The sequence below is a fragment of the Nocardia sp. NPDC006982 genome, assembly GCF_042869435.1.
Lineage (GTDB): Bacteria > Actinomycetota > Actinomycetes > Mycobacteriales > Mycobacteriaceae > Nocardia.
Genome location: NZ_JBIAFV010000004.1, coordinates 509423 through 532039 on the forward strand (window position 1 = coordinate 509423; position 22617 = coordinate 532039).

Genomic DNA, 22617 nt, shown 5'->3' on the forward strand with positions numbered 1-22617 from the left:
ACATATCGAAATTCCGTACAGCCGCGGAATCGCCGAAATCCGATTTCGGCGCCGGTTGCCATCAGATGGAACGACCTACCCCTATCCACCCCTATCGACAGTCATGCGCGACGGCTACAACTCGCGTGCAGCATCATTGGACCGAATTCGGCACGCGCATGCTGATCTGCATGATCAACCGATCACGCGCTGCCACCAGGCCTTCCGCGCACACCGGGCAACTCGCCGAAGCAACCCGGAGAGCGGATTTCGGCCATACGAAAGATGGCAAGGTGATCGAACATGAAGACGATCCTGATTACGGGGGCCACCTCGGGCATCGGTCTCGAAGCCGCGCAACAGCTCGCCGCGGGGGGCGATCGGCTGGTGTTGGTCGGCCGGAATCCGCAGAAGCTCGCCGACAGTGCGGAATTGGTGCTGGCCGCGGGGGCAGGCGCGGTCGATACGCTGGAATGCGATATCGCATCACAGTCTTCGGTGCGCCAACTCGCCAAGGCTGTCGAAGCCGGCTACGACCGCATCGATGTACTTGCCAACAATGCGGGCGGCTATCACCAGACCCGCACCGAAACCGAGGACGGTATCGAGGCGACCTTCGCGACCAACCATCTCGGCGGATTTCTGCTCACCGAACTGCTCATCGATCTGCTGGTGCAAAGCGCCCCCGCGCGCATTCTCTTCACCTCCTCGGTGATGCACTACGGCGCGACTCTCGATTTCGACGATCTCGGGTTCCGTGAAGGCTATTCGGGCGAAAAGGCGTACAGCCGGTCCAAATTGGCCAATGTGCTCTATGCCCGCGCACTGGCCGATCGGCTGGCGGGCACCGGTGTGACGGTCAATGCCTTCCATCCCGGCGCGGTCTCGACCGGCATCTGGAATTCGCTGCCATGGTTCGGGCAACCGATCGTCGCGCTGAGCAAACGCCTTTTCTTCATCACCGCGGCCGAGGGCGCCGCCGCGCTCACCTTCCTCGCGACGGATCCGAGCGTCGCCGAGGTGACCGGTGCCTATTTCCGCAAGACCCGCGAGCGCGAACCGTCGCGGCTGGCCCGCGACGATGCGCGGGCCCGCCAATTGTGCGAGGTGAGCGCGAGTTTGGTCGGGCTGCCCGAATAGGGCGTCCACGACGACAGCGCTGTCGAAACTCCTGGCAACAGGGAAAAATGCGACACAGAAAGCAGGGGTAATGCTGCGCACACGTTTCGAGTCCATCGGCTCGTACACACCATCCACCGTCCGTTCCACCGAGGAGATCATCGCCGGACTGGCGGTGCCGAGATCCCTTGACCTGGAACGGATTACCGGTATCAAGAATCGGCGCGTCTACGACTCCAGCGACGAGGGCTACGAATCCTCCTTCGATCTGGCCCTGCGCGCCATCGAGGATTGCCTGGCGCACTCCGATTACGCCCCCGATGAGATCGACGTGGTCATCTCCGCCTCCATCACCCGCACTCGCGGGAAGGAAATCTTCTGCTATGCACCGTCTTTCGCGGTCATGCTGGGCAAGGAGATCGGCACGACGAAGGCCCGCCATTTCGATGTCTCGAATGCTTGTGCGGGCATGATGACCGGGGTGCTGGTACTGGATCGCATGATCAAGGCCGGTGTGGTCCGCAATGGGCTGGTGGTCAGCGGCGAACAGATCACGCCGATCGCCGAGACCGCGGCGCGTGAGATCAGCAAGCCCTACGACCCGCAGTTCGCGGCGCTGACCGTCGGCGATGCGGCGGTCGCGGTAATGCTCGACGATCGCGGTGACGACGACGACGAAATCCACTACGTCGAACTGATGACCTCCGCCGACGGCGCCGAACACTGCATCGGCATGCCGAGCGACCAGGCCCCCGGAATCGCGCTGTACACCGATAACCGCGCGATGCAGAACGAGGGCCGCTATCTGCAGGCCATCAACCGCATGTCCAGCTTCCTCGAGGAGACCGGGCGCACCTGGGAGAGCGAGAAGTTCGACTACTGGATCCACCACCAGTTCAGCGCGCCCGCCATCGAGTACATATCGCACCTCACCGAGCAGCACTTCGGCACCCCGATGCCCCAAGCCCTGAATGTGCTGCACGACTTCGGCAATACCGCGTCGACCTCGCATTTCGTGGTCCTGCACGAACACCTCGCGCAGCAGAAGATCCCCAAGGGGTCCAAGGTGCTGATGATTCCGGAGGCATCCGGCATCGTCTCCGGACACCTCGCCGCCACCATCTCCCGTCTGGAGGCCTGAGCCATGCCGACCACCATCCTCGCGGCCGCCATCAATGCCGATCTCGATACCGGCAGTTATTTCGAACTGGCGACGCGCGCGGCCACCTCCTGCCTCGAGCAGGCGGGCATTGCCCCGGAGCAGGTCGGAATGCTGATCAATGCCGGGGTTTTCCGCGATCAGAACATCTCCGAACCCGCGGTATCGGCGCTGATCCAGAAGCGCGTCGGCATCGGCCTCGAATACGCCCCCGGCCGGGTGCCCGCCTTCTCCTTCGACCTGATGAACGGCGGGACCGGACTGCTACACGCGATCGCGACCGCCGAATGCTTCCTGGTCAGCGGCGATGTGTCGTATGCGCTGCTGGTCGCCGGTGATACGCATCCGTCGACCGAGCGTCATGTCGACGGCTTCCCCTACAGCACCAGCGCGGCGGCGATCCTGCTCGGAACATCCGGCACCGCAGGCGGATTCGGTGGGCTGCACGCCACCGATACCGCCGGGCCCGCCGATCCGACCGCATGGGTCGCGATGGGCGAGGCCGGCGCGAACGGCCGCTCGACCATGAGCATCCGCGCCGGTGCCGAGGATCTGGTCGAATTGGCCGCGGTGGCCGCGCGCGACTGCCTGACCGCCGAAGGACTCGACGTCGCCGATTTCGCCGAGGGCCGCGCGGTGCTGCTCGCACCCACCTGGACCCTCGCCTTCCGTGCCCGCTTGGCGGCGGCGCTCGGAGTCACACCGGAATCGGTCGTCGGCGTCGATCCCTCGGTGGACAATCCGTACTCCGCGGCCCCGGTGCACGCGTACGTGAGCGCGCGCGACAGCGGTGCTCTCGACGCGGCACGCACGGTGCTTTTCCTGGCCGCCGACGACACCTCGGCCGCCTGTCTGGCCTACCACCAGCACGCATTCGCGCACGCCGGGAGTCAATGACACGAAAGGCATTGAAACACCTCATATTACGTAGGTGTCATCAGTTGTCGTGACAGGATCGGCCGGGCGAATTAACCTGTGTTCACCGGCTGGATCATCGGGCGCGTGGACGCGTCCTTCCCGCTGCGACGATGCCGCATCCTCAGTGCACCCGAGCTGCTCGTTTTCGATGGTGCTCTCCCTCAGTCGGGCTCACCACCTCGACGAAGGGCTCCGAGTATGTGTCAGCCTGTCCCGCCACACAGCGACAACCCAGCACATCGCGACCAGTGGGCCGACTTCGCCAAATCCCGGGTCGGTCAGGCCATGGCCGTGCTCGGCACCGCGAGCACGGTCGGCCTGGTCGCCGAACTGCTGGAGGTGGACGAGGCCGCGGTGCGGGGCGTCGTCCGACAACTCGCCGAAACCGCGCGTTTCGAACATCCGGAGGTCGGTGAGCGGATCCTGCGCAACACCCCCGACCAAGTCCGGCAGAAGTTGCACGGCCGGGCCGCGGAACTGCTGCACCATCGGGGTTTTCCGGCGAGCACCGTCGCCGACCACCTGGTCGACGCCGGTGCCGCCGGCTACCCGTGGGCCGTGGATGTCCTGCGCACCGCCGCCGAGGATGCGATAACCAATGACCAGATCGAACCGGCGGTCGATCGGCTGGAGTTGGCCTATCGCGCCACCCGGAACGCGGGCGAGCGGGCCACCATCGCGATCCGGCTCGTCTGCCTGGAATGGCGGATCAACCCATCGACCCGCTCGCGCCAGTTCACGCGGTTGAAGGCGGCGCTGCGCGCGGGCCGGGTGCCGTACCCCGAATTGCCCGCCGCCATCATGTATCTGCTGTGGCACGGGCAGGTGCAGCAGGCCGATCACGCACTCGGCCAATTGAACCGCGGCGAACCGGACGAGGCGACGCCGGAGATCGACTTCCTGCGCGCCTGGCTGCGGTACTCCTATCCCCCGCACGTCCAACGTCATCCGCGACTCTTCGCGGCCCCGGCCCGGCCGCCCAAGGTGCGCACCGACCAGCATTCACCGCATCGGCACGGCGCAGATCTGCTCGCCGGCCTGTTCACCCATCCGCTCGACGAGATCGCCACGCTCGCGCAGCGCTTGCTCACCAGCCATCGCCTCACCTCGACCACGATCGAAACCCTGGTCGCGGCTGTGCATTGCCTCATCTACAGCAACCGGCTCGATACTGCGGCGGCCTGGTGCGAATCGCTACTGGCCGAGGCCGATGCCCGCCGCGCCCCGACCTGGCAGTCGATCTTCGCCGGGCTGCGCGCGGAAACCATGCTGCGCAAGGGCAACATTCGCGATGCGATCAGCGATGCGGCGCTGGCACTGAATTACGTACCCGCCGAACACCTCGGCCTCTGGGTCGGCACGCCGATCGCCACGATGGTGCACGCGTTGACCATCGCCGGTCGGCATGGCGAGGCCACGGCCCAACTCGAAAGGCCGGTGCCCCGAACGATTTTCGAATCGCGCTTCGGCCTGCCGTATCTGCAGGCGCAGGGCCACCATCACCTCGCGGTGGGCCGCGCCGACGAGGCATTGCGCAGTTTCCGCCGCTGCGGCTATCTCATGGACCGGTGGAATATGGACTTCCCCTGGCTGGTGCCGTGGCGCAATGACATTGCCGCCGCCCACCTCGCACTCGGCGAGCACCGGCAGGCACAGGAATTCGCGACCAGACATCTCGAGCTGCTCGGCACCGCCGACCGGCATCGTTCCGGCGGCGTCGCACTCCGGTTGCTCGCCACCACCAGCGATCGCTATCAAGCCTTCCGGCTGCTGCGTGAGTCGGCCGCGATCGCCCGCACCGGCGGTGATGATGTCGAATTGGCCACGGCCCTCGGCGAACTCGGCAAGGCACACCGCAGCGTCGGCGATCACGAGCGATCTCGCACACTGATCCGCGATGCGGCGCGTATCGCCGAAACCTGCGGCGCCGGGGTGCTGCTGCGCGATCTACTCGACGGCAAACCCCAATCCGCTATGCAGCCGACCCAACCCATGCCCGCACTGCGCAGGATTCCGGGCGGGCTCGCGACGCTGAGCCCCGCCGAACGCCGGGTGGCGGATTTGGCGGCCCGCGGCAAGGCCAATCGCGAGATCGCCGACAAACTCGCCATCACCACCAGCACCGTCGAACAACATCTCACCCGCGTCTATCGCAAACTCGGGGTAGCCCGGCGCAGCGAGCTGTACTTCGTCCTACCCATCGGTCCGGCTGATACCGCGGTCTCGGCTACCGGGTAGCGGCCTACGATGCCGCCACGAGCGCATGCCGGTCCCGCCTCGACTCCGCCTTCGTGACGATCACCGGTGCGAGCAGACCGGCGGCCAGCAGGATCAGTCCCGCGACATACCAGCCCGCGACACCGATCCCGATGCACAACCAGGTCAACAAGGCCGGACCGAGCGCATCGGCCAATCGGAGTCCGGTGCCGAATACGCCCAGATACTCACCGATGGCCTCCGGCGGCGCCAAGGCATTCGAGACCTCGAAACCGCCTGCCGTCTGCCACAATTCACCGACGCTCAAGACCGCCGCGCCGATTGCGAGGGTAAGCACCGCGAGCCAGCCGGACTGGCCTTCGGCCGCTGCCAGCGCAATGCAGGCCAGCAGGAATGCCCACCCGGCGCGCCGCAGCGCGGCACCGCCCGCGCGGGCGGTATCGATGCTGCGGCTCGCGCGGACCTGGAAGAACACCACGATGAAGATATTGAGCATGTCGATCGCGGCGATCGACCACCGCGGCGCCGTCGTCGCACCGATGATCCACAGCGGAATCGCGACCGACTGAATCCGGTACTGCAACGACAGCACCCCATCCAATACGGTGAGCGCCAGATACGGCCGATCACGCAGCACCGCCCAGCGCTGTCCTGGCACACCGGACTCCACCGCCACCGGCCCCAACGCCGGCAGCCGCTCGACCATGAGGGCGGCCCCGGCAGCACAACCAGCGCCGATGACGATGGCCGCGTGATAGAAATTCGCCGAATCCCATTGCACGGCAACCGCGGATAGACCGATGCCGATGGCGATGCCCACATTCAGAATCGAACGGATGTAAGCGCGGAATTCATTGGCCCGTTCGGTGACGACACGAGTGATGACCGTCGAGATCATCAGCTGCACACAGGTCTGCGCGGCCGCTGTGGCCGGAATGACGACCAGATACCACGCGAATTCGCCGACCGTGAGAAAGCCGAGGGTGCCGCAGGCCGCCAGGACCAGACTGACCCGCAGCACACCCAGCGGGCCGCGTCGATCCGACAGCCTTCCCGCCAGTATCGAGACGGCGATGGATACGGCCCCGGCGGCGCTGAGGCCGATGCCGACCTGCATCGGCGAGATATGCACGATCCGCGTGAAGTAGAGGACGACGGTGGACAGATAGATTCCGCTGAAGACGGCGGAAGCCGCAGTGATCAGCGTCAGCACACGCTGCGGGCCGACCGGCGGCAGGGCAGCGGAGAACCGTGACACGATCCGTTCCCGCGACTCAGGCGATGGCCGGGTCGGCGGCCGGATCGTATGCCACGCAATCCATCCGGAATCCAGCCGCGGTGCGTCGCAGTGAGTCGATGACCTCCATCGTGGAGTTGCCCCGGAAACGGAAGGCGGCACCGATATCGGCGTAGCCGAAGGTCTGGGTGATAGTCGTCCCCGGCTGTGGGACCGAGACATGGTACGGCGCATGCTGTTGCGGTACGTGAAGCTCGACGTCCACCACGGTGCACGGTGGGGTCACCGGCGGGTGGATCAGCAATTCACCGGCTACCGATGCATCACTGAGCGGATCGGTGGCGGGAATCCGTCCCAGTTGGATATCGACCGCCGCACCGAGCAGGTCGTAGCCGTGCACCTCCCGCCACATATGCGTGGTTTCGCCACCTGTGGCCCGCGCGGCCACTTCGAGGAACTGGATGCGCGGCGCCGCACCGTGGCGACCGAGGAAGAATTCGAGGTGGAAGACCGTCGGCACGTCGGCGCTGAGCGCGGTGAGCACCGCCTCGGCGAAGCTCGCCAGCGGCTCTAGCAATTCCGGATCGTCGAGCTCGACGTAACCGAGGGTTGTGCCTCCATTCGCGAATTCGAGACAGTTGCCGAGATACTGCGAAGCCCGCCACGGACCGAGCTCACTACCGGTCCACACGCCGTCGATGGCGCCGACCTCGTCCGGGCAGAAACGTTGTACGAGAAAAGGTTCCGCGCTCAGGTCGGGCAATGCCGGGCAATCATCGATGGAATTCAGCCGGATGACGTCCTTGCTCCCGGCACCGAGACGGGGTTTGACGATGAGCGGAAAGCCGTGTGCTGCGGCGAAGTCCATGATCGATTCGACATCGCCGACGTGGGTGAAGGCGGGAGTCGGCACGCCCGCGGTGGCAACCGTCGCACCCATCACCAGTTTGTCGCGAAACGGAAGCACATAGTCCGGACTGTCACCCGCGATATCGAATTCCCTGCGCAACTCGGCCGCAGTCAGCAAATCGAATTCGTGCAGCGCGACAATGCGGTCCGGCGTTCCGAATCGAGCCGCGAGCGCGTGCACAGCATCTGGCGCGTTCGCCATATCTTCGAGTAATTCGACGGCGGCAGCCGCATGCCGCGGAATTCCGTCGATCAGATCCTTCGCGCAAACGTAGGTGACGGCATTGGCATTGTGGTCGATACGCTCCAGGTAGGGGACGTCGACACCGCGCACTCTATGAATCACGGTCACATGTGGGGGCACTGGTTCCTCCGCTGACAACTGTCTCACCAGATCCACTGAGGACCCGAACTGTCGGGAGTGGATTGTTCTCTCCGACAACGGAATTGTGCGCCGTGCCCATCGGCGGCGCCTGTCCGGATACGGTTATTTAAGATCCCTTAACAGAGAGCTCGTCGCACCGCGGTCCGGCCCGGTCGGCGCGGTTACCGATCTATTGGCAATCCACGGGCTACATTCGATCTCACTCATCCGAGTTCTGGACAATTCCGCTGGACGAAGGAAGTGAGTGGGTCGCCGTGGTAATGAGAGAAGGATCACCGACCAGTAGCGAACCATTGGTCGAACTGGATGTCTTTCCGCCGGAGCAACACCGCCGCTGGACCGTTCTGCTGCGACTGCTGTTGGCCATACCCCAGCTGATCGTGCTCTGGTTCCTGAGCATCGCCGCTTTCGTGGTGATCGTCTGCGGCTGGTTCGGTGCGCTGGTGCTCGGCCGATTGCCCGACTGGTGCGGTGAGTTCCTGCGCGGATATTACGGATACACCGTGCGCGTGCACGGCTACGCCATGTTGCTGGTCGACGACTACCCGCCGTTCGCCTGGACCGCGCCAGCCTATCCGATCCGCCTGCTGTTCCCCGCGCCCACGCCGTTGAACCGGCTCGCCGTGCTGTTCCGGCTCATCTTGGCCTTCCCGATCCTGGTGCTGTCGAGCTGGTTCACCACCGGATGGGGGATCATTTCGTTCATTCTGTGGCTGATCGTCCTGATCACCGGACGGATGCCGGGAGCGATCTTCGAGGCCACTTCGGCGGTGCTGCGCATCGAAATGCGGGTGTCCGTCTACGCGTACCTGCTGACCTCGACGTACCTGAAGGGTGTTTTCGGCGATAAGCAGGCGGCCCCATCCGGTCCGACATACACAGGCAATTCGATGACGGGTGGTGCTGAGGTGGGGGGTCCCGAACCCGCTCAGTCGCCGACCCGCCCGCTGGTGCTCTCCAGCGGCGGCCGGACGCTGCTGATCGTCATGCTCATCGTCGGCATTCTCGGCAGCTTCGCCCAAACCTCCGTCGGCTGGGGCAATGACGACGACGACATGGACGCGATCTCCAGTTCACAGCTCGCCCGGCGGGTCGCCAACGATTTCACCGACCAGACCGGGCACACCCCGCAGGACGTACATTGCCCCAACTCCCTCGACGCCGATATCGGCGTGACGGAGGTCTGCACGGTCACCGATGACGGCGTCGAATTCCAGGTTCTGGTCACTGTCGACGCGATCACCGACGGGGCGGCGCATTTCCGCACCATCATCGAGCACTGAAAAGCTAACTCTGCCTGCGGGCCCGGGCCCGGCGCTTGCCCTCGTGCATCGCTTGGACCCGAGCCACCGGGATAGTGTGGCCCTCCTCGATCAGATCGGGAGGCAAGGCTTGTGGTGCGGGCATTTCCTGCGCCCACGGATCCCGATCGCCCAGTTGCTTCGGTGCGGTGCGCACAGTGAAGTCGCCCGGACTGATATCTGCGAGCTGAGCCCATTCGATCGGGAAGGACACCGGCACATCCGGACGCACGCGTGGGCTGTAGGCCGCGACGACGGTCGCCCCGCCCGCACGCGTCGAATCCAGGAAGACCTTGCCCGCGCGGTCCTCGCGGATGAATGCGGTGGTGGCCAGATCCGGATCGATGCGTTCGGCCCTGGCCGCGATCGCCCGGGTGGCGGCGGCGACATCCTCGATCGGGATGCGCGCCTGGATCGGCACGAAGACGTGCACACCTTTTGCGCCGCTGGTTTTCACCGCTCCCGCGAGTCCGTCGTCGGCGAGCGCCTGCCTGATCAGTTCGGCGGCAAGCACGACCTGCCGGAAGGGGCCGCCCTCGGGTGGATCGAGATCCAGGATCAGGTGGGTCGGGCCCGCGCTGTGATCGGCCAGCAGCAGGGTCGGGTGATATTCGACCGCGCGCTGATTGCCGAACCACAGCAATGTGGGCACGTCATCGCAGAGGGCGTAGGTCACTTCGCGTTTGGAAGTCTCGGCCCATACTGTCACCCGACGCACCCAGTCCGGGGTGTACTTCGGCAGGTTCTTCTGCATGAACGGTTCCTGGCCAGGCCGGATGCGCACCACCGAGAGCGGACGATCGCGCAGTTGCCCGACCAGCCGATCACCGACGAATTCGAGATAGTCGATCAGATCGCGCTTCGTCGCGTCGGCACCGTCGAACAGTGGTGCGTCGAGATTGGTCAGCTTTACACCCGCACGGACCTCTTCGCCGGTCATCGGCCAACCATGCACCGCCGAACCACACATGGTCAACCATCCCTACATGAGCTTGCGCATGAAGTAGGTGAATTCGAGTGCGCTGGTGCGGGGCTTCTCGTCGATATCGGTGCTGCCGCCGTGCCCGCACCAGACTCAACCGCCGGCCGTTGCCATAGTCCAGCAACTTCGGTGTGGTAGCCAGATCGGCCTTCTTGCCGCACGCGAGTTCGACTGCGTCAGTAGGAGATCAGCCGCGATGCCACCGTTTGACGACATAGGGATAGCCGAAGGTGGTCGTCTCCCGGCTGCCATTCCCGCGAGACCAAAACGCGGGTCCTCCTTGAACACGTTCAGATCCCAGCCTCCATTCGACACCGTATTTCGTGGCCGCACTCCGCTTCGCCGACGTCAGGATTCGGCGGCGCGGTGGTAGCCGAAGACGATGCAGGCGAGTGCACAGACTGCCGCGGAGATCAGCAAGGACCAGCCGATGCCAGGGGTGACGAGTGCGCCCATGATCGCGACACCGAGGGTCGCGCCGACTTGTCGGACGGCGTTGAGCAGACCGCCGACCGAGCCCGCAGTCCCCGGAGGTGCCACGTTGACGATGGCGGTGACCAACGCCGGAAGGGCAAAGGCGACACCGAATCCCGACAACAGCAGGCCGACCGCCAGCACCGGATAGCCGAGGTCCACGAACACCGCAACCGCCAACACCACACCACCCGTCGCGAGCAGGCCGAGTCCGGTCAGGATCGGTCGGCGCGGTCCGACGCGGGCCACGAGTTTGCCTGCGAGCGGCGGGATGACGGCGAACGGCACGGTGAGCGGCAGGAAGGCGAGCCCGGTCTGCAGTGGATTCAGATGTCGCTGCAGCAGCAACGGCAGGACGAACAGTGCCCCGGTGAGCGCGAAATTCACCGCCGCACCCACCAGCAGCCCCGCCCGCACTCGGCCCGCGCGCAACAGTTCCCGATTCAATACCGGTGTGGCACTGCGTCGTTCGAGATAGACGAAGATGATCGCCGCCAGCACCGCGCCGCTCAGCGACCACGCCGTGTGCCCCAACGACTGCGCACCCGCCGCGATCAGCGCATCGGTGCACAGCGCCAGCGCAACGGCCGCGGTCAACTGCGCCGGCCAGTCGATGCGGCGATCACCGCGCGCGCACGTCACCGCGGATCCCATGCTCAGCACCAATACGACCACCGCAATGGGAACATTGACGACGAATATCGACCGCCACCCGGCCAGGCCCACCAGTGCGCCACCCACGATCGGCCCCGCCGCGACCGCCGCGCCGCTGATCGCCGCCCACGTCGAAATCGCACGGGCGCGTCGGCCCGGATCCGGATAGAGCTGGGTGATCATCGCCATCGATGCGGGCACGCACGCCGCCGCCGCGACGCCCAACAGTACCCGCAGTGCGACGAGCACCCAGAGGTTCGGTGCGAAGGCGCTCAGCAGCGAGACCACACCGAAAGCCGCTGTGCCGAAACGGAATACCCGATGCGCACCATGGCGATCGGCGACCGCGCCCGCGGAGAGCAGCAGCGCGGCGAAGGCGACGGTATAGCCGGTGGTCGTCCATTGCAGTCCGGCGACCGAGGTGTGCAGGGACGCCGCCAGATCCGGCTCGGCGACCGAAAGCACCGTGATATCCAACAGCACCATGAAGTACCCGAGGGATATCCCCAGCAGTGCCCTGTTCGACGTGGCGGACGTACTCGCCCGCGATTGCAGAATGCTCATCCGATGCGACAACTCCTCGGCTCGTTCGATGACCCGATCGACTCTCGCCGGACGGGCACGACGGCTCCACCGGCCGCGGCGCATACCGCATTCGGAATATCCGAATGCTGCATCGCTGTTGGCCAAGCCATGGAGTTACGTCAGCTGCGGACCTTCGAGGCCGTGGTGCGCCACCGCACGGTCACCGATGCCGCGGTCGCGCTCGAACTCGCGCCGTCGTCGGTGTCCCAGCAGATCCGCACCCTCGAAACCGCGCTCGGGGTGGCACTTTTCGTGCGCGACCCCAAGGGCATGCGGCTTACACCGGCGGGTCAGCGGCTCACCGGCTGGGCGCGGCGGCTGCTCGAACAGGCAGAGCAGGCGATGCGCGACGTGCGGGAAGAACGACCGGTCCTGCGACTCGGGGCGCTGGAAACCCTCGCGGGCGCGTATGTGCCGCAGGTACTGGCGCGACTGGCCGAGCGGCGACCCGATATCGAGGTCGAGGTGCGCTCGGATCGCGCCCGCGACGGCCTGCTCGCCGATGTGGTCGCCGGCGATCTCGACGCGGCACTGCTGCTGGATTCCGGTGGCGCCGTTGGTGATCTGGGTTTCCCGGCCCCTGCCGAACCGCTGGCGTTCCTCGACCTGGATCCGGTGCCGCTGGCCTTGGTCGCCGCGCCGACGCACCCGCTGACGGCGCGGTCCGGTCTGACGCCCGCCGACCTCATCGATGAACGGCTGCTGGTCAATGTGCCCGAATGCTCGTTCTGGATGGCCGGTGAAAAGGTGCTCGGCTCGGGTCCGCGGCGAGTGAAGGCCGGTGCGGTTCCGGTCATGCGGGCCTGGGCCGAGCACGGACTCGGCATATCCCTGCTGCCCGAGTTCGCGGTCGCCGATGGCCTCGCGCACGGCACACTCGTCCGCTTGGACTTCCCGGTGCCCGATCTGAGTCTGCGGCTGGTGTGGCGCGCGGATCAGGAATCACTGCCCGGGATGCGCGAGGTCCTCTACGCGGCCGCTCGGACATGACTGCGCCGTTCCCGGCAAACCGTTCGCAATGCTCGCGCCAGTGATTAGGCTGACGACAAAGACGCAGGTACCGACCGCGTTGGTCGACCGAGAGGAGTTACCGATGAGCGCGCAGCAGTCAGCGATCACGGTCTCGGCACTAACCGGCGATCTCTCCGGAATTGTCGGCAAACATCTCATCTACGCCTATGAGAACGGCTGGAAATTCGAGTTGTACGTGCGGGGTCCGCAGACGATCGAATCGCGATGTCTGATGGGGCCGATGTTCGGGCGCTGGTCCAAGAATCAGGCGGCGAAGCTGGTCCAGCTCAATGACGATCTGTACAAGATCGCCTGGGTGGAGCCGACCGGAACCACCACGGTGCTCATCATCTGGCTCGGCGATCGTCGGGTGCACACCACGATCTCCTACCCGCAATGGATGCTCGACTATCCCGAAAGCACCCTTACCCGATGCGAGGACAATCTCGACGCGATCATCGCCGCCCGCGAGAAGGGACCGACCTACCCGCTCACCCTGGTCGCCTCGTCCGGGCGCATCACATTCCTGGAAACCCGGGATCTCGATGACGACACGGTGATCAACTGTCCGCCACACAAGCTGCCGCTCGGTTACGCCGCCCGAACCAATTGAGCGCGGCAGGCGAGGTACACCGGGAATGCAGCCAGGTCGTTCTGGGTGAGTACCGGCAGATTGCGGATCTCCTCGACCGGCGCCGCGAATCGCAGCTGGGGAAACCGCTCGACCGATCCCGGCCGGGGGAAGGGAACACTTCGATGCGCGGATTGGTCACCTCGCCTGGGATCCGTCGGCTGATTCACCCGCATTCGGATGGGTACCGCTGTGCCGAGGAGGTATGCGCATGACTCGTCCCGTGCCACCGAATCCGAGTCCTATCCCGCCGACGCCGATTCCGGACCCGGTACCACCGACACCGATCCCGGATCCGGTGCCGCCGAAACCCATGCCCGAACCGGAGCCGGGGCCCGAACCGCATCCGGAGCCGGAGCCGCTTCCTGGTCCGGCGCCGCAGCCGATTCCGCCGAGGCCTGGTCCCGAGCCGGTACCCGGCCCTGCGCCGGTGCCCGGCCCCTCGCCGGATCCGAGACCGCCGGAGCCAGGTCCCGAGCCGGTACCCGGGCCCTCGCCGGATCCGAGACCACCGGAGCCCGGTCCCGAGCCGGTACCCGGGCCCTCGCCGGATCCGATGCCGCCGCAGCCCGGCCCGACACCGGAGCCGCCGATCCCCGATCCTCGGCCACAGTCGGATCCGATGCGACCGCCACCGATCCCGAATCCCGGTGGTCCGGTCGATCCGATGGATCCCGGTCTTCCTGCCCCCCGGTAGGGCTCGGATCAGCGTCAGATCAGTGCGGCGACCGCCTTGGGCGCCGCCAGCCATTCACGAATAGTGTTGCGCACAAGGGTTTTTCGCCTGCACTCACAATATGCGACGACGCCGTGGCCATCGATGCCCGCGCCGCGGCACAATGCGACCGCCCGTGGCAGATGCTGGTATTGCGTGACGATGATGGCACGGTCGATGCCGAACAAATTCTTGGCGCGAGCGCACGTCGCCCGGGTCGACAAGCCTTCGCCATCGCAGCGCACCACCGCCGGATCGATGCCGTGGTCCGCGAGATACTTTGTCATCGAAGCGATTTCGTCGCCGGATGTGCCCGCCGCATCACCGGATACGAGAATCTCATGCACCTTTCCGGCCCGCAGCAGTTCGATCGCGACATCGAGTCGTCCGCGCATATAGGCCATCGGCGCACCATCGGGCCCGACCTTCGCGCCCGGCACGATCACCACCGGAACCGTCGGCGCGGCCGCGGGTCCGGACCGATATCCGGCCGATACCAGCCACAATCGGATATTGGCACCCGCGACGACCAGCGCCGATCCGGCGACCAGACCGGCACCCACCCGGAGCACGGTCTTCCGGTCAGTTATGAGCTGCACCCGCCCGACGATACTGGCGCGGGACTAAGCGATGCGCACACCACTGTCGAGGTCACCGTCGAGCAATGCGATACCCAATGTCGTCGCCTGATGCCGCATCGAATTGCGATACCGCCAGCTCTCGACGAGCCCTGCCGCACGCAGTATCGACGCGTGTTCACTGGCCGTCGCGGGTGAAACACCAAGTCGGCGTGCGAGTTCGGTGGTCGTGCAGCCCTCGGCGATCTCCTGCAGTGCGGCAGCGCGCGTCCGGCCGAGCAGTGCGGTCAACGCCTCATTGATCGCACGCGGACCCCATGCCGTGGCGAAATCGGCGATATCGCGCAGCACCGGGACCACCAGCGTCATCGGCGCGTCCTTATCGATCGTGGACTTCAGCAGCTTCGGTCCGGGCCAGATGAACAGCGAAGGAATGATGATCAGGCCGCGTCCGTCGAGCTGTTCGTCGTGGCATTCGATCGGAGTCAGCACCTCGAGCGCGGGCGCCCGCCACCGCGCGAAGGGCGCCAGCCCGGCGAAGAGCCGTTCGACACCCTCGGTGGCAATGGTGCGGGCCATCCGCTCGGCCGCCACCTCCAGATACGACTGCATATGCGCCCACCGACCGGCGAATGCCACCGCATGGAACGCCTCGACGGCGCCCGCGACATCGCGACGAGCGGCGCTGTCGCGGTCGTACAGGTCCTGCGTCCACGCGGGGAGCGGGTGGTCGGTGAGCGCGCGCCGGCGAGCGGCATGCTCTACCTCGCGGCGGAGTTCGTCACGGGAGGCCAGATGCAATGCCTCGATTCCGGCCGACATCGACCGCGCACCACGAGTCGGTGTGATCAGGTCGACGAAGTGGTCCACGCCCGGGAAGATGTCCGCGAGCACGCCGAAGTTGTCCGGCATCGCGCGCCGCACCTGCCCGCGCCAGCCGTCGTACAGCGGCGCGTCGGTGCGCTGCACCACCCGGGTGGCCAGCACCGTTTCGCCCATCGCACCGAGTGGTGCCCCGATCCGGATCCGCGTCAGATCGTCTGGTGTGCAATAGATCCGCTTCATACGCTGCCCCGCGTCGTCGTGCTCAGGCACCTCACGGTACCCGCGATCACCGCGGACCTCGCACCATCACGGCGAGGACCGGATCCACGCGCAGCAGTTGATCGGTGGCCGCCGATGTCGCCGTCCAGCGCAGCCCGTTCGGCCACCACCGTTTCCACCGCCCGGCCACCACCGCGCCAACGCTCAGCCGTCCAAGCGCCGGCCATACGGGCCGCGCCACCACTTCGTCCACCATCGCCGACTCCTGAATCCGCACTGTTCAGCAGCCTAGGAATCAGCGTGCGGCACCCCCACCATGTTTCGGCTGTGGCCTAAACACCGTCGCGCACACCCCAGCGACCTCGCCAACTTGTTATAGCCTTTGGGCATGGCGGCTCGAATTGTGGGCAGCCGGTCTAGGTGAACAGCACTCGAAACTCGCCGTGGCGGCTCAGGCTCGCGATCGGTCTGCTCACGTTCGTGTGGGCGGCAGGGTGCGGCTCGTCGGAGGAAATCGCCCCGCCCACGTCATCGGGCCCGGCCCCGATACCCGCCGTCACCATCACCATCGACCATCAGAACTACACCGGCACGCCCCCGATCACGCCGGGCGCGGTGCTCACGGTGGTCAACCTCGATTCGGTCAAGCACAGCATCACCAGCAAACGCCCCGGCCTCTTCGATCACGAGATCGGCCCGGGCCAGACCATCACGTTCACCGCACCCGACGAAGTCGGCTCGCACCCCTTCTACTGCCGATATCACGCGAATATGGATGGCGCACTGAGCGTCCGGAAGTCCGTTGCGCCCTGACGCCTCCCTATACGCAGTACTCGCAGGTACCGCTGGCAGGCAGCTGGATGAAGCACTGGTCGCACACCGCCGCGCGGGCAGGCTCAGGCTTGGCCTCCTGCGTGGTGGTGGTGTTCGCGGAGCGGCGCCCCGCCACCTTGGGAGTCAGCGGCGGGGCGGTCAGCTCGGCGGGCATCGCGGCGCCGTGGTGCTCGTAGCACTGCCAGCGGGCGTAGGAGGCGTGCAACTCGAGGTCCTTCGGAATCGGCAGTCCGGCGAGTTCCAGCACGTACTTGTAGGTGTCGCCGACGGTGTGGTTCGCCTGCACGCACAGCGAGGTCAGCGGCGGTTCGCCCGCGTTGTGACAACGACGCGCGACCTTGCGCAGGATCGCCTCCATCCATGTCCGCGTCGGCGCACCCGTCTGCACCCCGGACGCCTCCTGCACCCGCTCGGCCAACTCATCGACAGTGATGAAGTTCCCGTACCCCGTGGCGATCTGGGACAGCTCCGCATGTGCCGCAAAGGCCCATGCCACCGTCGCCTCCCGCAACGTCACCGGGACGCCGTCACCTGCCCGCCATGCCCCCGCCGTCGTGGATACCGAACTCTTGATCACCCGCTCAAGTTATCGCGCCGCCCCGCAGCCCGCCGAATGCCCCCACATTCCGGCATCTGATCAAGATCACCATGCATCGACTGCGCACGCCTCTTGACGTTTGCCGCCACCAGCACATGATGATCTTGTTCCTAGCTTACTAGGATGCTAGCATCGGGATGTGGGCGACGAGGATGTGAAGCAGTTCAACGTGTATTTGCCGGTGGGGTTGATCAAGCAGGTCAAGTTCCGGGCGATCGAGTCCGGCATGTCGCTGTCGGCACTGGTCGCGGATGCACTGCGCGGATACCTCGACGACACCCACGATCAGCAACGGCGAGCGCAAGAAGGAGAGACGATATGACGACGCAGGGCATCGAAGGCGTTTTCGTCGAGACGCACAACTGGGGCAAGGCGGCGCGGTTCTTTCAGGCGCTCGGTTTCGAACCCGAATTCACCACCGACCACAACTCCGGACTGTTCCGCAATGGCGATGGTCCGTATGTATTCATCGCCGAGATCCCGCGCAGTCGGACCCCACAGACACAGCTCGTGCTGACGGTGACCGAACCGGATGCGTTCCGGCCGAGCAATGACGTCGAGGTGGTGACGCCATTCGAGGAAACCCATTACGGGACAAAGGAAATGACGGTGCGTGATCCGGACGGCCGAGTCTGGAGTCTGCAGGTCGGAAAGGTCGACTGAAATGCAACAGGTCATCGGACCCGAGAGCACGGCGGAGCGCGTCGCACTGTGGCGCGCCTTGCACGTCGAGATCGATCCGGCGCCACATGTGCTCGACGACGAGATCGGGCTGCGGCTGATCGACCCCGACGCCGGATGGCGCGCCCGCGGGGATATGAATCCCGAAACGACCAGCCTCTCGCGCGCTTGCGTCGTGGCGCGCGCCCGTTTCGTCGAGGATCTGGTGGTCGAGCAGGCGGCAGGCGGCGTCGATCAGTACGTCATCCTGGGTGCCGGACTCGACACCTTCGCGCAGCGCCGTCCCGAAATCGCTTCCGACCTAACCGTATTCGAGGTAGACCAACCCGGCCCGCAGGCATGGAAGCGGCAGCGGTTGGTCGAACTCGGCTACGGAATTCCGCAGTGGCTACGACTGGTCCCGGTAGATTTCGAGGCCGAATCCTGGTGGGACCGGCTCATTTCCGCTGGCTTCGACCCGTCGCGTCCCGCGGTGGTCGCCGCAACCGGCGTCTCCATGTACCTCACGCGCGAAGCGAATGTCCAGACACTGCAGCGGATCTCGACACTCGCCCCCGGCTCCACCTTGGCGATGACTTTCCAACTGCCACTGGACCTGCTGGACGCCGAGGAACGCGCGATACGTCAGGCCGTCGAGAATGCCGCGCGAGCAAGCGGAGTTCCATTCCTCAGCCTGTTCAGTCCCGATGAACTGATTGCGCTTGCCGAGGCAGCGGGTTTCGCTTCGGCACAACACATTTCGACAACCACCCTGACCCAGCGCTACTTCGCCGGCAGGACAGACGGTCTGCGGCCCCCCACCGCGGAGCAGTTCCTGGTCGCGACCACCTAGCGGCCCGTCGGAAACCATCGCACGCTGCGGTGTTCAGCCTGCTGCGGGCGGCCGGATCGAGGGCATAGATCGCGCTCTGATTCGACAGCTGGATGCCCTGGACACCCAGGTCGAGAAGACCAGCAGCCCGGCAATCAAGGCCACGACATTGTGTCCACTCACGCCAACAGCGCCAGCTCGAAAGCACCGTCACCAGACCGCTGTGGTGACCTCACGCCGGAATCCGTGATCGGCCAATCGGCGTACCACCGGCGCACCCCACGGCCAGACTGAACAAGCCCTATGGTGACCTCCGAGTGGTACGGACTGGAATGCGTACCGGCGCGCAGGAAGACGATCGAGGTCACACCAGGGAAAAGCACGCCATGCCAAGCCAACCCAGCGCCATCCGCTGTCGTAGCACCGGGTGAGTCCGGAGGAGCGCGAAGATCGAGGCGAGCACCTCGGAGTAGCGCTCCTCGGTGGCGGACCAAATTTTCGCATTGGAGTTGACCGCCAACGATTTCGGCGTCGCACTCATGGCGAGGCCGGTCGGCATCCGAGCTACCGGCATCGTGTATTCCGAAGCGGCCGAAACGATTCCGAGGAAGCTCGCCATCGCCTGAAGCGCCCTGCGCACCCCGTCCAATGCGACACGCACCGTTATCGAGGCTCTACGCCGCCGCGCCTGAACGCTGAATGCGCGCCGCCGGAGCGGCATCGTGATAGAAGTACTGCCCCAAACCGACTGTGAAGATGAGCATTCCGTAGACCGAATGCTCGACGGACGCGGTGAACAGCGATTGCGTCCGCAAATAGCGCGTGGCGAAAATCCAGCCGCCGACACCGCTCAGCACGACCGAGAGCCAACTGCCGAAGATGATGTGCACGTAACCGAATGCGATCGCGCTGGCGGCCACCAACCCGACGCCGTCGCCGAAGACCGGCGCGTACCGGTGGAACAGGAAAGAACGGAAGATCAGCTCCTGCGGGTACACACTGAGCACGGGATACAGCACCATGACCGCCAGCCACAGCCAGGGATTTCTGCGCGGCAACTCGAACAAGCTTTCCCGCCGCAGCACCGCGACCGCCGCGGTGAGCGCCAGCGCATTCGAACCTGCCAGCGCCGTCATGGAGCGCGCTTGCTTGTGAATCGCCTGCGAGCGCCAGAGCGCCGCGCGGTCGAAGTCCGAAGAACGCCGCAGGTAACCGGTTACGCCGACCGCCAATGCGAGCAGTGCGGGAATCGGCGGTCTACCTCGTAAAACCGCGTTGTACGCGGTCGTTCCACCGAAGAACAGTGCCGCGTATTCAGCGCCCAGGTACACGCGCCGCCACCGTCGAATCCGCACTCCCACACCATAGTTGTGCTGACGCGGGCACGCCCGCATGAAAATGCCCTATGCCCTTGCGGACATAGGGCTACAAGATCACTGTCCGGGCGCGGGGCATCCGGGCGGCGGACCCTGCTGGTCCCCAGGCGGCGGACCCTGGTGATCGCCGGGCGGTGGCGGACACTGCCGGCCCCTGCGGCTGATCAGCGCTCGCGACACCGGCCGCGACACCCAGTGCACCGAACACCACTACGCCCGCCGCAGCCGCCGTGACCAGCTTCGACTTGACTCCCATACGTTTCCTCCCGGGTTCTGGGTCCCGTCGGGTGCGATCCTTGCCGCCCCGACGCGAGAATCGTTGCGGCCCAACCTCTGTCGAAAATGGGAGCAAGTTAGGAGCCGGCTATGAGCACACACGCCCCATTGGCCCGGTATGGCGGGATTCGACAGCAACCACACTGGCGATTCCCAGCCGACGCTCAGGTTTGCATGCGAGGTTCTCCCGTAGCTGACGGCAGTTGAGGATGGGGTTCGATGAGGGTGATCGATGGCGTCGGCCGGTGGTCGGCCGGTATCAGCGTCGGGTTGGCGGTGCTGATGCTCGCAGGTGGGTTCGCGTATGCGGATACGGTGGTGCCGCTACCCGACGGCGAGCAGGCCTTGACGACGGCGACGGGGATTCCGGTGGATCTGACCAGGACCGGTGAGACCGCGATCATCTCCCAGTCCCTCGCCGCCAACGGCATGTCACGCACGGCGCAGCTGTCGGCGACCACGTACGCCACGGCTCCGGGCGCGACGGCGGGCAGTTTGGAGACCGGTTATCTGATCGGCTGCCAGGTAGATCTGTCCGGCGGGCTGTCACTCGGCGGTGATGTCTACATGTCGCCCGGCTCGGTGTCGCCGGAATTGACCCCAAGTATCAAACTGGTGCCCGGCGGCGTCGCGGTGGTGAAGTTCGGCACCAAGAAGCTCGATCCCGCGGCGGGTGCCGTCGGCATCGCCTACCGCAATCGCGGCATCCAGCTGAGTGGGTGCGGCGGATACGCGCAGGCGCGCGCGTTCAGCGCCCTGACAGTGACCAACGACCAGGGGTCGGCGGAAGTGACCTTGTACGGCGACCCGTTCAGCGTCGGATGAGCGGCGTGATGCGATCGAACGAGAGGAACAGCGCGATGCGCCGTTCACTGGGCTCCGCGGTAATGGCGTGCGCCTTCCTGCCCCTCGTACTGGTGACATCCGGTGCGGCACAAGCCGATACCTCGATCCCCCTCCCCGATGGTCACGATCAGTTCACCACTCGTGATGGCCTTGTCGTCGCGGTCGACCGCACTGGTGAACACGCGACGATCTCCGGATCGATGGCCGCGAGCCCACTTTCCCGCAACGCGTGGGTTTCCGGCGTGACGTCGGTGCACATCACCGTGCCCGCCGATATCACCGTCAGCGGCGGTCGGATCGAAACCGGTTATCTCGTTGGCTGCCAAGTCGATCTCGGCAGCGGCACACATGCGGACCGCAGCGGCGATACGCCGCCGCCCCAGCCGAAAACCGACGCGCCCGCAGGTGCCGACAACGGTGGCAACAACGGCGACAGCGGGGGCAACGGCGGCGTCACCGCGGGCGGATACGCCGGTGGCACCGCAGGCGACTCAGGAATCTCGCCCTATGCCGACCCCTCCCTCAGCGTTCAGTTGAAACCCGGCAAGGTAGCCACCAAGGAAATCGAGGACTACACCTTCACGGGCACATCGGGCATCACCCAGTATGTTGACCACACACTGTCCGTAGAAGGTTGTGCAGGAGCCGCCGAAGCACGCGCCTACACCACGGTCACCGTGCACGACAACGTCATGGACGACTCCGAAACCCTGTGGGGCCAACCCTTCAGCCTCGGCTGATCTCATCGCGCGGAACGGTCATGGGATGACGGGAAGACTGGTACCGTCGCACGGCATAACGTCGGCATGACCACCATCAACCACTGGGGGTAATGATGCGTTCGATCCGATCCGTGACTGCTTGCTCCCTCGCCGTGATGACCGCGGCGGCCGTAACCGCCACGGCCGCACCAGCTTCTGCGGACTCGAGCGGCGGCAAGTTCGCGACAATCTACTCGCTGACCAACGGCCCGTGCGTCGCGATCGTCGACTCGTCGGTCAACGGCAACGCCTACCCGGGCATGGCAGCCTTCACCGTGACCGCCCAGATGATCGGCGTCGGTCAGTGTTCACTCGACATCACCCTGAACTACCGCAATGTCGACACCGGCGAAACCGGTAGCTTCACCGCGCACGCCAACGGCCCCGGCTTCTGGGGCAACAGCGGCTACTCGGCCCTGTTCAGCCCCGGCCACGACAACTTCGTCGGCACCGTCACCGTCAACGCGGCCCACTTCCCGGAGGCCGGTGCCGTCCAGTTCGCCAACCACCCCTACCAGGGTTAGCGAATGTCGGCC

24 protein-coding genes are annotated in these 22617 nt (G+C 65.7%); 14 read left to right on the forward strand and 10 right to left on the reverse strand.

The features are described from left to right. Positions 1 to 282 precede the first annotated feature (282 nt). The 4 genes from ACFYOW_RS19315 to ACFYOW_RS19330 all read left to right on the forward strand — a co-directional run bounded on the left by ACFYOW_RS19315 (position 283) and on the right by ACFYOW_RS19330 (position 5413). Positions 283 to 1119: an SDR family oxidoreductase gene (locus ACFYOW_RS19315; RefSeq protein ID WP_387289623.1), complete on the forward strand. Its 837-nt coding sequence runs from the start codon at positions 283 to 285 to the stop codon at positions 1117 to 1119. A 70-nt stretch (positions 1120 to 1189) separates the two neighbouring features. Further along, entirely contained in the window at positions 1190 to 2239 is a 1050-nt protein-coding gene (locus ACFYOW_RS19320) for a 3-oxoacyl-ACP synthase III family protein (RefSeq protein ID WP_387289625.1), read from the forward strand. 3 nt (positions 2240 to 2242) lie between these two features. Next, complete coding sequence (locus ACFYOW_RS19325) at positions 2243 to 3154, forward strand: hypothetical protein (RefSeq protein ID WP_387289627.1); 912 nt, start codon at positions 2243 to 2245, stop codon at positions 3152 to 3154. A gap of 219 nt (positions 3155 to 3373) precedes the next feature. Then, positions 3374 to 5413 carry a LuxR C-terminal-related transcriptional regulator gene (locus ACFYOW_RS19330; RefSeq protein WP_387289629.1) on the forward strand — a complete coding sequence of 680 codons (2040 nt, stop codon included), beginning with the start codon at positions 3374 to 3376 and terminating at the stop codon, positions 5411 to 5413. A gap of 4 nt (positions 5414 to 5417) precedes the next feature. Here ACFYOW_RS19330 and ACFYOW_RS19335 read toward each other — a convergent pair whose 3' ends face one another. Both ACFYOW_RS19335 and ACFYOW_RS19340 read right to left on the reverse strand, forming a co-directional pair. Continuing rightward, positions 5418 to 6650, reverse strand: coding sequence for an MFS transporter (locus ACFYOW_RS19335; protein ID WP_387289631.1), 1233 nt, complete (start codon positions 6648 to 6650; stop codon positions 5418 to 5420). A gap of 16 nt (positions 6651 to 6666) precedes the next feature. Beyond that, positions 6667 to 7902 carry an acetyl-CoA carboxylase biotin carboxylase subunit family protein gene (locus tag ACFYOW_RS19340; protein WP_387289633.1) on the reverse strand — a complete coding sequence of 412 codons (1236 nt, stop codon included), beginning with the start codon at positions 7900 to 7902 and terminating at the stop codon, positions 6667 to 6669. 281 nt (positions 7903 to 8183) lie between these two features. Between ACFYOW_RS19340 and ACFYOW_RS19345 the strand changes: the two genes are divergently transcribed. Next, positions 8184 to 9206: a DUF4389 domain-containing protein gene (locus tag ACFYOW_RS19345; protein WP_387289635.1), complete on the forward strand. Its 1023-nt coding sequence runs from the start codon at positions 8184 to 8186 to the stop codon at positions 9204 to 9206. Between the two features lie 4 nt (positions 9207 to 9210). On the opposite strand, the gene ACFYOW_RS19350 is transcribed toward ACFYOW_RS19345, so the two are convergent. Continuing rightward, on the reverse strand, positions 9211 to 10164 hold the full coding sequence (locus ACFYOW_RS19350) for a DNA polymerase domain-containing protein (RefSeq protein WP_387289637.1): 954 nt from the start codon (positions 10162 to 10164) through the stop codon (positions 9211 to 9213). A gap of 390 nt (positions 10165 to 10554) precedes the next feature. Further along, the gene (locus tag ACFYOW_RS19355; protein WP_387289639.1) at positions 10555 to 11898 is read right to left on the reverse strand and encodes an MFS transporter; all 1344 of its coding nucleotides are present in this window, start codon (positions 11896 to 11898) and stop codon (positions 10555 to 10557) included. Positions 11899 to 11901: 3 nt separating this feature from the next. Here ACFYOW_RS19355 and ACFYOW_RS19360 point away from each other — a divergent pair, with 3 nt between their 5' ends. Together ACFYOW_RS19360 and ACFYOW_RS19365 are read left to right on the forward strand one after the other, a co-directional pair. After that, a complete protein-coding gene (locus ACFYOW_RS19360) occupies positions 11902 to 12909 on the forward strand; it encodes a LysR family transcriptional regulator (protein WP_387289641.1) in 1008 nt (335 codons plus the stop codon). Positions 12910 to 13012: 103 nt separating this feature from the next. Further along, positions 13013 to 13543: a phenolic acid decarboxylase gene (locus ACFYOW_RS19365; protein ID WP_387289643.1), complete on the forward strand. Its 531-nt coding sequence runs from the start codon at positions 13013 to 13015 to the stop codon at positions 13541 to 13543. A gap of 729 nt (positions 13544 to 14272) precedes the next feature. Here ACFYOW_RS19365 and ACFYOW_RS19370 read toward each other — a convergent pair. Genes ACFYOW_RS19370 through ACFYOW_RS19380 form a run of 3 tightly spaced genes read right to left on the reverse strand, consistent with a single transcriptional unit; the run spans position 14273 to position 16154 of the window. After that, entirely contained in the window at positions 14273 to 14875 is a 603-nt protein-coding gene (locus ACFYOW_RS19370) for a vancomycin high temperature exclusion protein (protein ID WP_387289645.1), read from the reverse strand. A 24-nt stretch (positions 14876 to 14899) separates the two neighbouring features. Then, on the reverse strand, positions 14900 to 15949 hold the full coding sequence (locus ACFYOW_RS19375; protein ID WP_387289647.1) for an ArsR/SmtB family transcription factor: 1050 nt from the start codon (positions 15947 to 15949) through the stop codon (positions 14900 to 14902). A gap of 16 nt (positions 15950 to 15965) precedes the next feature. After that, on the reverse strand, positions 15966 to 16154 hold the full coding sequence (locus ACFYOW_RS19380; RefSeq protein WP_387289649.1) for a hypothetical protein: 189 nt from the start codon (positions 16152 to 16154) through the stop codon (positions 15966 to 15968). A gap of 164 nt (positions 16155 to 16318) precedes the next feature. Between ACFYOW_RS19380 and ACFYOW_RS19385 the strand changes: the two genes are divergently transcribed. Then, positions 16319 to 16711 (forward strand): cupredoxin domain-containing protein, encoded by a 393-nt coding sequence (locus ACFYOW_RS19385; RefSeq protein WP_387289650.1) that lies wholly within the window; start codon positions 16319 to 16321, stop codon positions 16709 to 16711. Between the two features lie 7 nt (positions 16712 to 16718). On the opposite strand, the gene ACFYOW_RS19390 is transcribed toward ACFYOW_RS19385, so the two are convergent. Continuing rightward, positions 16719 to 17309 (reverse strand): hypothetical protein, encoded by a 591-nt coding sequence (locus ACFYOW_RS19390; RefSeq protein WP_387289652.1) that lies wholly within the window; start codon positions 17307 to 17309, stop codon positions 16719 to 16721. Positions 17310 to 17469: 160 nt separating this feature from the next. On the opposite strand from ACFYOW_RS19390, the gene ACFYOW_RS19395 reads away from it, so the two are divergent. Genes ACFYOW_RS19395 through ACFYOW_RS19405 form a run of 3 tightly spaced genes read left to right on the forward strand, consistent with a single transcriptional unit; the run spans position 17470 to position 18843 of the window. After that, complete coding sequence (locus ACFYOW_RS19395) at positions 17470 to 17652, forward strand: CopG family transcriptional regulator (protein ID WP_387289654.1); 183 nt, start codon at positions 17470 to 17472, stop codon at positions 17650 to 17652. After that, positions 17649 to 17993 (forward strand): VOC family protein, encoded by a 345-nt coding sequence (locus ACFYOW_RS19400; RefSeq protein WP_387289656.1) that lies wholly within the window; start codon positions 17649 to 17651, stop codon positions 17991 to 17993. The genes ACFYOW_RS19395 and ACFYOW_RS19400 overlap by 4 nt, the downstream gene beginning before the upstream one ends. A 1-nt stretch (position 17994) precedes the next feature. After that, a complete protein-coding gene (locus tag ACFYOW_RS19405; RefSeq protein ID WP_387289658.1) occupies positions 17995 to 18843 on the forward strand; it encodes a class I SAM-dependent methyltransferase in 849 nt (282 codons plus the stop codon). A 343-nt stretch (positions 18844 to 19186) separates the two neighbouring features. Here the strand turns inward: ACFYOW_RS19405 and ACFYOW_RS19410 are convergent, their stop codons facing one another. Together ACFYOW_RS19410 and ACFYOW_RS19415 are read right to left on the reverse strand one after the other, a co-directional pair. Continuing rightward, positions 19187 to 19471 carry a hypothetical protein gene (locus tag ACFYOW_RS19410; protein ID WP_387289660.1) on the reverse strand — a complete coding sequence of 95 codons (285 nt, stop codon included), beginning with the start codon at positions 19469 to 19471 and terminating at the stop codon, positions 19187 to 19189. A 25-nt stretch (positions 19472 to 19496) separates the two neighbouring features. Beyond that, entirely contained in the window at positions 19497 to 20177 is a 681-nt protein-coding gene (locus tag ACFYOW_RS19415; RefSeq protein WP_387289661.1) for a CPBP family intramembrane glutamic endopeptidase, read from the reverse strand. 516 nt (positions 20178 to 20693) lie between these two features. On the opposite strand from ACFYOW_RS19415, the gene ACFYOW_RS19420 reads away from it, so the two are divergent. The 3 genes from ACFYOW_RS19420 to ACFYOW_RS19430 all read left to right on the forward strand — a co-directional run bounded on the left by ACFYOW_RS19420 (position 20694) and on the right by ACFYOW_RS19430 (position 22605). Next, on the forward strand, positions 20694 to 21299 hold the full coding sequence (locus ACFYOW_RS19420; protein WP_387289664.1) for an MspA family porin: 606 nt from the start codon (positions 20694 to 20696) through the stop codon (positions 21297 to 21299). Between the two features lie 35 nt (positions 21300 to 21334). Continuing rightward, positions 21335 to 22060, forward strand: coding sequence for an MspA family porin (locus ACFYOW_RS19425; RefSeq protein ID WP_387289667.1), 726 nt, complete (start codon positions 21335 to 21337; stop codon positions 22058 to 22060). A 113-nt stretch (positions 22061 to 22173) separates the two neighbouring features. Then, positions 22174 to 22605: a hypothetical protein gene (locus ACFYOW_RS19430; protein ID WP_387289669.1), complete on the forward strand. Its 432-nt coding sequence runs from the start codon at positions 22174 to 22176 to the stop codon at positions 22603 to 22605. Positions 22606 to 22617: the final 12 nt, after the last annotated feature.

Bases quoted from the DNA above. Each gene is read 5' to 3' on its own strand.
- ACFYOW_RS19315 (WP_387289623.1), top strand. From the start codon at position 283: ATGAAGACGATCCTGATTACGGGGGCCACCTCGGGCATCGGTCTCGAA.
- ACFYOW_RS19320 (WP_387289625.1), top strand. From the start codon at position 1,190: ATGCTGCGCACACGTTTCGAGTCCATCGGCTCGTACACACCATCCACC.
- ACFYOW_RS19325 (WP_387289627.1), top strand. From the start codon at position 2,243: ATGCCGACCACCATCCTCGCGGCCGCCATCAATGCCGATCTCGATACC.
- ACFYOW_RS19330 (WP_387289629.1), top strand. From the start codon at position 3,374: ATGTGTCAGCCTGTCCCGCCACACAGCGACAACCCAGCACATCGCGAC.
- ACFYOW_RS19345 (WP_387289635.1), top strand. From the start codon at position 8,184: ATGAGAGAAGGATCACCGACCAGTAGCGAACCATTGGTCGAACTGGAT.
- ACFYOW_RS19350 (WP_387289637.1), bottom strand. From the start codon at position 10,164: ATGACCGGCGAAGAGGTCCGTGCGGGTGTAAAGCTGACCAATCTCGAC.
- ACFYOW_RS19355 (WP_387289639.1), bottom strand. From the start codon at position 11,898: ATGAGCATTCTGCAATCGCGGGCGAGTACGTCCGCCACGTCGAACAGG.
- ACFYOW_RS19360 (WP_387289641.1), top strand. From the start codon at position 11,902: ATGCGACAACTCCTCGGCTCGTTCGATGACCCGATCGACTCTCGCCGG.
- ACFYOW_RS19365 (WP_387289643.1), top strand. From the start codon at position 13,013: ATGAGCGCGCAGCAGTCAGCGATCACGGTCTCGGCACTAACCGGCGAT.
- ACFYOW_RS19380 (WP_387289649.1), bottom strand. From the start codon at position 16,154: ATGGTGGACGAAGTGGTGGCGCGGCCCGTATGGCCGGCGCTTGGACGG.
- ACFYOW_RS19400 (WP_387289656.1), top strand. From the start codon at position 17,649: ATGACGACGCAGGGCATCGAAGGCGTTTTCGTCGAGACGCACAACTGG.
- ACFYOW_RS19405 (WP_387289658.1), top strand. From the start codon at position 17,995: ATGCAACAGGTCATCGGACCCGAGAGCACGGCGGAGCGCGTCGCACTG.
- ACFYOW_RS19420 (WP_387289664.1), top strand. From the start codon at position 20,694: ATGAGGGTGATCGATGGCGTCGGCCGGTGGTCGGCCGGTATCAGCGTC.
- ACFYOW_RS19425 (WP_387289667.1), top strand. From the start codon at position 21,335: ATGCGCCGTTCACTGGGCTCCGCGGTAATGGCGTGCGCCTTCCTGCCC.